The 11,249-nt window shown below is 63.8% G+C and carries 10 protein-coding genes; 6 read left to right on the top strand and 4 right to left on the bottom strand.

Annotation, left to right across the window (positions count from 1 at the left end):
- Positions 1-58: 58 nt before the first annotated feature.
- On the bottom strand, positions 59-643 hold the full coding sequence (locus G9U53_RS09865; RefSeq protein ID WP_054188087.1) for a class I SAM-dependent methyltransferase: 585 nt from the start codon (positions 641-643) through the stop codon (positions 59-61).
- Between the two features lie 143 nt (positions 644-786).
- On the opposite strand from G9U53_RS09865, the gene G9U53_RS09860 reads away from it, so the two are divergent.
- The 3 genes from G9U53_RS09860 (at position 787) to G9U53_RS09850 (ending at position 3,808) form a co-directional block, all read left to right on the top strand.
- Entirely contained in the window at positions 787-2,934 is a 2,148-nt protein-coding gene (locus G9U53_RS09860) for an MMPL family transporter (protein ID WP_165638624.1), read from the top strand.
- Positions 2,935-3,037: 103 nt separating this feature from the next.
- A complete protein-coding gene (locus G9U53_RS09855; protein ID WP_003945447.1) occupies positions 3,038-3,448 on the top strand; it encodes a DUF302 domain-containing protein in 411 nt (136 codons plus the stop codon).
- A gap of 90 nt (positions 3,449-3,538) precedes the next feature.
- On the top strand, positions 3,539-3,808 hold the full coding sequence (locus G9U53_RS09850; protein ID WP_007734349.1) for a metal-sensitive transcriptional regulator: 270 nt from the start codon (positions 3,539-3,541) through the stop codon (positions 3,806-3,808).
- A gap of 59 nt (positions 3,809-3,867) precedes the next feature.
- Here G9U53_RS09850 and G9U53_RS09845 read toward each other — a convergent pair whose 3' ends face one another.
- Positions 3,868-4,671, bottom strand: a complete 804-nt coding sequence (locus G9U53_RS09845) for an alpha/beta hydrolase (protein ID WP_003945829.1) — start codon at positions 4,669-4,671, stop codon at positions 3,868-3,870.
- Positions 4,672-4,781: 110 nt separating this feature from the next.
- Here G9U53_RS09845 and G9U53_RS09840 point away from each other — a divergent pair, with 110 nt between their 5' ends.
- On the top strand, positions 4,782-5,717 hold the full coding sequence (locus tag G9U53_RS09840; protein WP_007734348.1) for a methionyl-tRNA formyltransferase: 936 nt from the start codon (positions 4,782-4,784) through the stop codon (positions 5,715-5,717).
- A 44-nt stretch (positions 5,718-5,761) separates the two neighbouring features.
- Here G9U53_RS09840 and G9U53_RS09835 read toward each other — a convergent pair whose 3' ends face one another.
- Both G9U53_RS09835 and G9U53_RS09830 read right to left on the bottom strand, forming a co-directional pair.
- Positions 5,762-7,537 (bottom strand): ABC transporter ATP-binding protein, encoded by a 1,776-nt coding sequence (locus G9U53_RS09835; RefSeq protein WP_042920544.1) that lies wholly within the window; start codon positions 7,535-7,537, stop codon positions 5,762-5,764.
- Positions 7,538-7,560: 23 nt separating this feature from the next.
- Positions 7,561-9,315: an ABC transporter ATP-binding protein gene (locus G9U53_RS09830; RefSeq protein ID WP_207624132.1), complete on the bottom strand. Its 1,755-nt coding sequence runs from the start codon at positions 9,313-9,315 to the stop codon at positions 7,561-7,563.
- Positions 9,316-9,471: 156 nt separating this feature from the next.
- Between G9U53_RS09830 and G9U53_RS09825 the strand changes: the two genes are divergently transcribed.
- Complete coding sequence (locus G9U53_RS09825) at positions 9,472-9,645, top strand: hypothetical protein (protein ID WP_164490548.1); 174 nt, start codon at positions 9,472-9,474, stop codon at positions 9,643-9,645.
- A gap of 103 nt (positions 9,646-9,748) precedes the next feature.
- On the top strand, positions 9,749-11,212 hold the full coding sequence (locus tag G9U53_RS09820; RefSeq protein ID WP_085989962.1) for a trehalose-6-phosphate synthase: 1,464 nt from the start codon (positions 9,749-9,751) through the stop codon (positions 11,210-11,212).
- The last annotated feature ends 37 nt before the right edge of the window (positions 11,213-11,249 follow it).

Genomic DNA, 11,249 nt, shown 5'->3' with positions numbered 1-11,249 from the left:
CACCCTCGCAAGTTTAGGGTAGGCTACCCAGGAACGTGAAGGTGCGCTCCCGCCCTGGTCAGACCTGTTCCCACGGACCGAATTCGAGCAAAACGTCAATTGCTGTCTTACCGTCCTGCGGCCGAACGACATGTTCGAGGGCATAGACCCTCGATCCCTCCGCAGCGCGAGCGAGATCGGAAATACCGGGCAGAATGGTCGGTTCGGGTGGACCGCCCACACCACGATGGAAGTTCTCGATGGAATGCCCCAAATAGAGGACCCGTCCGCCGGGCGTCAGCCACTCCCCGACGCGATTCAAGGTTGCGGCCAGATGGTCGACCTCGAGGTGAAGAAAGCTGACCAACACCAGGTCGACCAGCCCTTCCGGCTGCCACTCGGTCGCGTCGCCGACCTGCCAGTCGACAGCCTTGTCCCCGTCACTCGCCCGTGCCAGATCGATCGCCACCGACGAGTAGTCGACCGCAGTCACCGACCAACCTTGCCCAGCCATCCACCGCGCGTGACGGCCGTCGCCGCAGGCCAGATCGATCGCGGTGCCCGGTCTCAGATCGGAAATTCTTGTTGCGACGGTTCCCGCCGGGTCGACTCCCCATGGCTCCGTCACCGCTCGGTATCGCTCGTCCCAGTCGCGTGCGTCCATGATTGCTCTCCCATATCCGTTTCACCGTTTCAGATCGGACGGTGCCCCCAGCAGCATAGAGAACCCTCGAATGTGACAGATCGATACCCCTGGGGGTATACAGGTGACGGACAGGAATACCCCCACCCGTATCAGGAGTGAAGATGTCAGCGACCAGAACAGTCACCGCGGACCCACCCACCCGAGCCGACGGCATACTTGCGCGTCTCGGTCGATCGATGGCGACTCACACCCGCCTCGTCGTCGGCGTCTGGTTGATCGCGTTGATCGCACTCGGCGCCGCAGCACCCAGCGTGTTCACCTCTCTGGCCGGCGCGGGTTGGCAGGCAAACGGATCCGAATCCGTGCAAGTTCGCGAGTTGGCCGAGCAGCATTTCGGTGGAAATTCCTCCGCCGCAGTACAGGTGGTCGTTCACTCGGATTCTCTACCCATCACGGATCCGTCGATGCAGCAAACCCTGGCCGCGGCAACGGAAATCTTTTCCGCGGACCCTCGCTTCGGCGAAGTGATCGCCCCGCAGCCCGGTATGACCATCAGCCCGGACGGACATACCGGCATCATGGTCGCGGGCGCCAACGCGAGTACCGACGAGATGGTCAGCGCGGTAGACGAACTCGGCAAGAAGCTCACGGGCTTGTCCACCGACACGATCGAGGTGTACCCGACGGGTGCGTCGGCGTTGTGGAGCGATTTCAACAAGGCCAATCACGAAGCCATGATCAAAGCCGAAATGATTTCGTGGCCCGTCACTCTCGCGATCATGGTGTTGGCCTTCGGCTCCCTGGTTGCCGCGGGTCTACCACTACTGCTGACGCTTGCGGGCCTGGTCGCTTCGGCGGGTGGGCTTGTAATCCTCAACGAGATCACGCCGATTTCCGTGTGGGCCATGAACTTCGCGATGATGTTCGCTCTCGCGCTGGGCATCGACTACGCACTCTTCCTCGTCGCCAGGTTCCGGGATGCATTGCGAGCCGATCCGGATCCAAGGGCCGCCGTGGCTCAAACCATGGACACCGCCGGCAAGGCTGTGGTCCTTTCCGGCCTCACAGTTCTGGTCAGTTTGTCTGCGGTTCTCATCGTTCCAGCCCCGGCCGTACGCACGATGGCTGTCGGAATCATGCTCGCTGTGATCTTCGTTCTCGCCGCAACACTCACCCTGTTGCCTGCCGTGCTCGGCAGGATCGGCGCGAAGGTCAACGGCGGTTCTCTACCGTATGCAAAGCGCCAGCAGCACCGCTCCCCAATGTTCGCAGGTTGGGCATCATTGCTGCACAAGCACCCGTGGCCATTCGGCTTCGGCGCCTTACTCATCCTGATCGCACTCGTTGTTCCGGTCTTCGGACTGAAGGTGGCAATGCCCTCCATCGCCGTGGTTCCCGAGGACGCCCCGGTTCGCCAGGGCTATGAACTGGTGCAGCAGCAATTCGGGGACGGCGCCCCGGGGATGTTGCAGATCGTCACGTCCGCCGACGATGCAGCCGACACCTCACGTATTGCCATGAGCGTTGACGGCGTGGCCATGGTCACCCCAGCGCAACAAGCTGCCGACGGGTCCGATCTTGTTATGCTGCAAGCAGTTCCCACCGTCGACCCGTCAGATCCTGCGATGGAAACCATCCTTGCCGACCTTCGGTCGCAACTGCCGGAATCGGCGCTCGTCGGCGGCGCTCCGGCCGAAAATCTCGACCTTCAGCAGGCACTCGACGACTACCTTCCCATCGTCGTGGTCGTGATTCTGACGCTCGGATTCCTGTTGCTGCTGATCGCCCTCCAGGCGCCTTTGATCGCCTTGATCGGCACGCTGGTCAGCCTGCTGTCCACTGGGGCCGCATTCGGAATCGCGAAGCTGATCTTCCAGGACGGTCACGGAGCAGGCCTACTCGGCTTCACCCCCCAGGGTTTCCTCAACGGGTGGGGTCCGGTCTTCTTCTTCGCCATGATCTTTGCGATCGCGATGGACTACACCGTGTTCCTGCTTTCGAGTGCCAAGGAGCACTACGAACGCACAGGCGACCCCGCGATCGCACACATGGACGGCCTCGCGCATTCAGGTCGGGTCATTGCGGCGGCAGCAGCGGTGATGGTTGCGGTCTTCTTCACTTTTGCGCTCGCAGATCCCTTGCCACCCAAGGAAATGGGCATCATTCTCGGCGTAGCTGTCCTCCTGGACGCAGTGCTCGTCCGCTTGGTGCTGCTGCCCGTTCTCCTACGCCTCACCGGCCGGGCAGCCTGGTGGGCGCCGGCATGGCTGCGTCGCGTCCTGCCGAACATCAGCTTCTCGCATGGCTGATCGTGTACCCGACATCACTGTCCTACTGATACCCCCAGGGGTATGATGGGGACAAGAGAAATCAAAGCCGGCGACAGTGACAGCCCACGACGAGGAGTGCGCAATGACAACACCCACAGAACCGATAGCGATCGCAACCAAGGTCACCGGAACCTTCGACGACGTCGTCACCCGCACGCGTGGCGCTCTCGCCGAGCAGGGCTTCGGCATCCTGACCGAGATCGACATGCAGGCAACCCTCAAGGCGAAGCTGGACGAGGACATGGAAAAGTACCTGATCCTGGGTGCCTGTAACCCGCCGTTGGCCCATCGGGCAGTTTCGGTGGATCGTCAGATCGGCCTCCTGCTGCCGTGCAACGTCGTCGTCCGCGAAGATACGACTACCGAGAATTCGTTCTTCGTCGAAGCGATGAACCCTGCTCTCATGGTTCAGGTTTCCGGCGAACCCGGCCTCGAGTCCGTGGCAGCCGACGCAGCCGTCAAGTTGCGCGCGGCCGTCGACTCGCTGATCTGACACCGCAGTCGGATCAAACACTGAATCAAGCAGTGACATGCCCCCAGGGGTACCCTTGACCGCAGCACGAACACTCGAGAAGGGGCCACCATGACCGGCGACGAAGAGAGCATTGCGCTCGTATTGAACAGACTGCGTCGTGCCCACGGCCAACTTGCCGGGGTCATCTCGATGATCGAGAACGGCCGCGACTGCAAGGACGTCGTCACGCAACTCGCCGCCGTGTCCAAGGCGCTGGACCGAGCAGGGTTCAAGATCGTCGCTTCCGGGCTGCGTGAATGCCTGAGCGGTGACAGCGCGGAAGGTCAGGAACCGATGACCGAGGCCGAACTCGAGAAGCTGTTCCTGGCACTGGCCTGAAACATGAGAAGGGCCTGACCTGCAGTTAGCAGGTCAGGCCCTTTCTCGCGTGCGGAAAACTACTTCGCCAGGAAGTCGATCAGCACCTTGTTCACGGCCTCCGGACGCTCGAGGTAGCCGTAGTGCCCGGCGTCGGGAATCTCTTCGTACGACGCCGTCGCGATGCAGTCCGCCACCTCGCGGGAGAGGTAGGGCGGGATCATGCGGTCGTCGGCGAAAGCGACGGACAGGCACGGGCGCATGATCGACTTGTACGCACCCCGTCGATCGAAGGCGCGGTCCATACCGAGCTGTGCGCGAACACCCGGTGACGTTGCGCCGCCGGTGAACTCGAAGATATCCATCCAGTCGCGCGCCGAGTGATCGTCTGCCAGCGTGGCCGGCGAAAGGTTCATCACCGCGGTCACTGCGGCACGGTACTTGGCCGGCAGAGCGACGCCACTGTCGAACAACTGGCGCTCGCCCTCGGTCAGGACCTGCTGGAAATGATCCATCCGGGCGTGGCCGGCGAGGAACACTGCTTTGCGAACCAGATCGGGCCTGGCGAGCGTCAGTTCCTGCGCCACCCGGGCGCCCATCGAGGTGCCGATGACATGGGCCGGACCGCCACCGAGGTGCTCGATCAGTCCGGCGGTGTCTGCGACCATGTCGGGCATCGTGATGCCGCCGAGGCTCTCGCCGGACGGTGCGATTCCGCGGTTGTCGAAGGTGCAGACTCGGTAGCCGGCGGCCACCAGCGCCGGGGTCTGGTGCAGATCCCAGACGCGGCCGGGGCTGCCGGTCCCCATGATGAGCACCACCAGATCTCCATCACCCTTGACCTGGTAATTGATGGGGATTCCGTTGATTGTGGCGACCGTCATGTCAGCCTTCCTCCTCGTACGTGTGATCAACAATTTTGGTTGGATAGCCTAAGCTGATGGGCGGTCGTGTGACCGCAACCCCAGCCCATGCTCGTCCAGGAGGACCCCCGTTGAGAGTCGCTACGCTCGGATACCAAACCTGGGGCCACCGTACCCTGCAGGCCTTGATCGACTCCGATCACGAGGTCGTGCTGGCAATCACACACCCGAAGAGCGAACACGTCTACGAACAGATGTGGGCGGACTCGGTTGCAGATCTGGCGGCCGAGAACGGTGTACCCGTTCACGTGGCGAACAAGCCTGACGACGCATTCAAAGCCGCGCTGGCCGAAGCAGCTCCCGACATCATCGTCGCCAACAACTGGCGTACCTGGCTGCCGGCGGAGGTCTTCGACGCACCGAAGTACGGCACCCTCAACATCCACGATTCGCTGCTGCCCAAGTACACGGGCTTCTCCCCGCTCATCTGGGCTCTGATCAACGGCGAAGAAGAAGTCGGGCTCACGGCGCACCTGATGGACGAGGAACTCGATGCGGGCGACATCGTGCTGCAGCGATCGACGACGGTCGGCCCGACCGACACCGTCACCGATCTGTTCCACCGCACGATCGACATGATCGGCCCCATCACACTCGACGCCCTGGATCTGATCGCGTCCGGCCGTACCGACTGGACGCCGCAGGACCGATCGCAGGCCACGTTCTTCCACAAGCGCGCACCGCAGGACAGCCACGTCGACTGGTCCTGGCCCGCCGAGGTCATCGAGCGTTTCGTCCGGGCACAGTCCGATCCGTACCCCAACGCTTTCGCCGAGTTCAAGGGCCAGCGCATCCGCATCCTGAAGGCGTCCGTCTCACGCGGGCACTACGGCGGAACCCCCGGCCGAGTGTTCATCCAGGAAGACGACGGCATGGTGATCGTCGCGGGCCCCGACGCGTGGTCGGGCAAGAACAAGGGACTGCGGATCGAGCGCGTCCGACTCGACGACGGCAGCGAGTACACCGCCGCCGAGTTCTTCCCCCACGGCGGCGGGTACCTCACCTGATCGCCGGATCAGACCCCCTCAGTACAAAATCCAGTACAAACCCCTCAGTCGCGACCTTCCCAGGCCGCCCACAGTTGTGCGTAACGCCCGCCCGCGGACACCAGTTCGCGGTGCGGGCCTTCTTCTACGATCTGTCCGTGTTCGAGCACGATCACTCGGTCGGCGCCCGCAGCCTGCGTAAGCCGGTGTGCGACAACCAGAGTGGTGCGGCCCTCCGTAGCGGCGTCGGCAGTCGCTTCCAGTTCCCGCGCTCCGGCGCTGCCCGCCTCCGCTGTTGCCTCGTCCAGTACGGCGACGGCGGGATCGGCCAACACCAGTCTCGCCAAAGCCAACTGCTGCGCCTGCGCCGCTGTCATCTCGTGCCCGCCTTCGCCGACGACGGTCAGCATTCCCTCGTCGAGAGCCTCCACCCACTCGTACGCGCCGACCGTCCGCAGTGCCGCGGCAACGTCCTCGTCCGAGGATTCGGGAGCCGCCAATCTCAGATCCTCGATCAGAGGTCCGGCAAAGACATGGACCTCCTGACTCACGATCGCGATGTGGCGTCGTAGGTCGTCGAGGTCGGCAAGCGGGACACCGCCGATCGACACCCGGCCCGACGTCGGAGTGATCGAACCGGCAGCGATCGCCGCGAGCGTCGTCTTTCCGGCTCCGGTCGAACCGACGAGCGCCACGCGTTCCCCCGCTCGCAGTGTGAGGCTCACTCCGTGGAGAACCTCATGACCACCGTCGTAGCTGTGCCGAATGTCATCCAGACGCAGCGAACCGTCGGCCGGAACGGAACCTGCATCCGTCGAAGGCTCCGTTTCCTCGATCTCGACGACGCCGACCAGTCGCGCGAGGCTGGCGCCGGCCGACTGCACTTCGTCGAAGGTGTAGAGCAGTGAGCCGATCGGGTTGAACAGGCGGTGGAACAGCAGGGCAGCAGTCGTCGTCTGGCCGACTGTCACGACGTCCTCACGGACCAGCAGGAATCCGACGACGAGAATCATGGACAGGCCCACGAATTCGGCGCGGTTACCTCGACCGGCGAACCTCGTGAACAGGCCGAACACTCCGACTGCCAGATCGCGCGCTTTTGCCGACGCCGCATCGATCTGCCCGAGGTGTTCCTTCTCGAGGCTGTACGCGCGGACCGTCTTCGCACCCTGGAGACTGCTGATCAGCGCTTGTGAACGAGCGCCCATCGCTACCCGCTCGGCTGCGTAAACAGGAGCCGAGCGTGGCAGGTACCACTTAAGCGCCAGCGCGTACATCGGCAGCGCGACCATTCCGGCCAGACCGAGTCGCCAGTCGAGTCCGAGCATGGTCACCATGCTCAGAGCCACGAGCAGAACCGCCGCGATCATGCCGGGAACCACGTCGGACACGGCCTTGGCGATCACCGACACGTCGTCACCAACTCGTGAGAGCAGATCGCCCTTGCCGACCTTCTCGACGGTCTGGATCGGCAGGCGCAGTGCCCGGTCCACGGTCCGCTCTCGCAGATCCGCCAGGATCGTCTCACCGAGCCGCTTGATCAGATAGGCAGCCACACCGGTGAACACACCGCCCACGATTGCGGCAGCGGCGATGATCACGACCACCCCGACGATCGTCGACGTGGGCGCGTTGTCCCGGACCCGGTCGACCAGGACGCCGAAGACGTAAATCGGCACCAAGGCCATCGCCGACGCCGAAGCCGCGACGATCAGGACCAGCAGGCTCTGCATCCGGTGTTCGGTCAGCGCCGCCCGCAACCACTTCCAGGTCTGGCGACCACTCGCGATCGGCAACAACTCGCGCTCTGTCACCTTCTCTGCGTTCTCCCCGGCCGGCATTTCGGTTGTCGTGTCCGTGGCCGTCACCGCAGCACCGCTCCTCGGTAGTTCGCGTCGCCGCGAGAGAGTTCGGAATGTGTGCCCGTCGAGGCGATCACTCCGTCGTTCAACACGATCACCCGATCCGTCACGGCCAGCAAGGCGGGGCTGCTGGTGATCAATACCGTCGTGTGGATGCCACCGGCACCCTCGTGCCGCAGTTGTGCGATTCCTTCGGCGATCGATGTCTCGGTAACCGCGTCCACCGCCGTCGTCGGATCGTGCAGGACCATCACGGGTGCCTGTGCCACCAAGGCGCGCGCGAGGGCGACGCGTTGCCGCTGGCCTCCCGACAAACTGGCGCCCCGATCGGTCACTTCGAGGTCGAGACCGTCCGGATGTGCGTCGACGACATCCGCCGCTGCCGACGCCACCAGAGCACTCTGGATGTCGAGAGCAGCGGCATCACCGGCGCCCGCGGTGACGTTCGACGCAAGCGACCCGGAGAACAGATCGGTGATGTGCGGCTCCACCAACACCGTCCGACGTGCCAATCGCAAGTCCATGTCGGACAGGCTGATTCCGCCAACCCTCACCACTCCGCGATACGCGTCCTGCGCCAGCTGACCGGACAGGACCGCGACAAGAGCGTCGGCGTCCTGCGGCTGGTAAGCCACGACGCCCAGCAGTTCTCCGGCAGGCAGATGCAGGTCGATGCCCTTGAGCGATTTGTACTCGACTCTGTCGAGAGTCAGGTCGGTGCCTTCGAGTTCGGTCTGCGAACCCGCGCCACGCAGTGGCTCCGCGTCCAAGACCAGTGCCAGTCGATCCGACGACGCTCGCGCCACCGCGAAGTATCCGGGAATGGACGCAAGCAAGCCGAGCGGTTCGATGATGAACTGCGCAAGCCCCACCACGGTGATCAGTTCACCGACCGTGATCCGGCCCTGCAACGCGAAGTATCCCGCGAAGCCCGCAACACCGACCGCGAGCAACGCACTGATGGTCGCGGCAACGCCGGTGTAGATACCGGTCGCCTTGGCCGTGCCGATCGTCGATGCGAGCGCTTGACGGCTGACCGTGCGGTAGCGCGCCGACGCGGTCTTCTCGCCGCCGATACCGCGCAGCGGACGCAATCCGCTGACCAGATCCGTAGCCATCGCCGACGCCCGAGCGATCGACGCCTGCTGGCCGGTGGCCCTCGACGTGATGAGAGGCGCCGCCAATTGCAGCAGACCGAGAATGACCGGCGTTCCGATCAGAACGGCCAGCCCCAGCCAGAGGTCGATCCACACCAACGCCACCGCCGACGCCACCGCAGCTGTCAGGGCCGCAGCGGCGCGCGGGACGATGTCCGCGATCCACGAAGTCTGCTCGGCATCGGATGTCGAGACTGTCAGCAATTCACCCGAACGCAGATCGGTGCGCACCCCACGCGGATCGAGGACGCGGTGCGCCACCTCGAGCCGGAGGCGATGAGCCTCCTGCTGCATCGCGGTGACGATGAAGCGTGCGCCGAAGCGCCAGGCGGCCGTCAGAACGAGAAAGAGAGCCGCGAGACCGACGATGGAGACGATCAGGGCCGTGGTGTCCGAAGTCTCCACCGCACGGTCGATGATCACACCGATGGAGATCGGCACCGCCGTCTCGGTCAGTTGGTGCAGACAGACCAGAACCGTGCCGATGGCGAGCGGGCCACGGTTACGGACGAGGACACGTCGCAAAATCGCAGCACCGCTGTGATTGCCACTATCCGGCTCGTCCGAGTCGACGGTCACACTCGAGGGGGTCGAACTCATGGAACTCCAAGCATCGATGGAAGCGATAAAGTTGAGTACAGAGATAAGTAAGTCGACCCTAATACATGAGCAACTAGCGTCGACACGCCCAGTTCTCATAGAGTCGCGAGTAAGAACCATTGCTTGCGCCGTGCAGGCAAGCACGAGAGGAACATGATGGCTGAGAACACGACCGTCGAAACCGAGATCGCGGACGAGGACCTCGAGCCCGTAGCGGACGAAACTGCTCGTCAGGCACAGCGCGTCGTCGCTGCCTACGCGGAAGATGCCGACGAGTGCAGGATGCTGCTCTCGATGCTCGGTATCTCCCCCGCCGCCAAGCTCGACTGAATCTTTCCCTCACCGACCGAGAAGGAACCACGTGCCTGTCAGTCCGGATTCGACCAGTTCAACCCTTTCTGACAGCGCACCTGCTTCTTCGACCGGTGAAGCCGTGTCCGGGCAGGCTGAGTTCGTTGTCGTAGCGAACCGCCTGCCCGTCGACTTGGAACGGCTTCCCGACGGCACCACCCGCTGGAAGCGAAGCCCCGGCGGACTGGTCACCGCTCTCGAGCCGATCCTGCGCAGCAATCAAGGCGCGTGGGTGGGCTGGGCGGGGGTGGCGGACGCCGAGCTCGACCCCATCGTCGAAGACGGGCTCGAGCTCTACCCCGTGCCGCTGAGCGCCGAGGAGATCAACGAGTACTACGAGGGATTCTCCAACGCCACCCTCTGGCCGCTCTATCACGACGTCATCGTCAAACCCGAGTACCACCGCGAATGGTGGAACGCCTACGTCGAGGTGAACCGGCGATTCGCCGAAGCCACCTCCAAGGCAGCGGCACAGGGCGCGACAGTCTGGATCCAGGACTACCAGCTGCAGTTGGTACCGAAGATGCTGCGGATGCTGCGCCCCGACCTGACCATCGGCTTCTTCCTGCACATTCCGTTTCCCCCGGTCGAGCTGTTCATGCAGATGCCGTGGCGCACCGAGATCGTCGAAGGCCTCCTCGGCGCCGACCTCATCGGCTTCCACCTTCCGGGTGGCGCACAGAACTTCCTGTACCTGGCCAGACGCCTTGCCGGGCAACAGACTTCACGTGGAACCGTCGGCGTCCGCTCCAAACTCGGTGTGGTGCAAGTAGGTTTCCGTAGCGTCCGCGTCGGCGCCTTCCCTATCTCCATCGACTCCGGCAAGCTCGACGAGCTCTCGCGCACCAAGGCAATTCGAGACCGCGCCAAGCAGATTCGCAAAGAACTCGGAAACCCCAAGCACATCATGCTGGGCGTCGACCGCCTCGACTACACCAAAGGCATCGACGTCAGGCTCGCTGCGCTCCACGAACTTCTCATGGAGAAGCGCATCGATCCCGCCGACACCGTCATGGTGCAGCTGGCGACCCCGAGCCGCGAACGCGTCGAAAGCTACGTACAGATGCGCGGAGACATCGAGCAGAAGGTCTCCCGGATCAACGGCGAGTTCAGCGAAGTCGGCCGCCCCGTCGTCCATTACATCCATCGGCCGATCCCACGCGACGAACTGGTCGCGTTCTTCGTCGCCGCCGATCTCATGCTCGTCACGCCGCTGCGTGACGGCATGAACCTCGTCGCGAAGGAATACGTCGCCTGCCGCAGTGATCTGGGTGGTGCATTGCTGCTCAGCGAATTCACCGGTGCCGCAGCAGAACTCCGCCAGGCATTCCTGTGCAATCCTCACGACCTCGACGACGTCAAGGATTCGATGGAGAAGGCCCTCAATCAACCGCGCGAGGACGGCCGGCGCCACATGCGTGCGCTACGTCGTCAGGTCCTGACGCACGACGTCGACCGCTGGGCGCGCTCGTTCCTCGACGCGCTCGCACACGGCGGTGCCGCAGGCCCGGCGCTGATCGCCCCGGCCGAAGCCCAAGACCACTGAGGACAGTGCACAAAGGCTGAGGCCGCGGAGAGTGAAT

This window comes from Rhodococcus sp. D-46, assembly GCF_011290655.1.
GTDB lineage: Bacteria > Actinomycetota > Actinomycetes > Mycobacteriales > Mycobacteriaceae > Rhodococcus_F > Rhodococcus_F qingshengii.
This window is presented reverse-complemented; position numbering and strand designations above follow the sequence as displayed.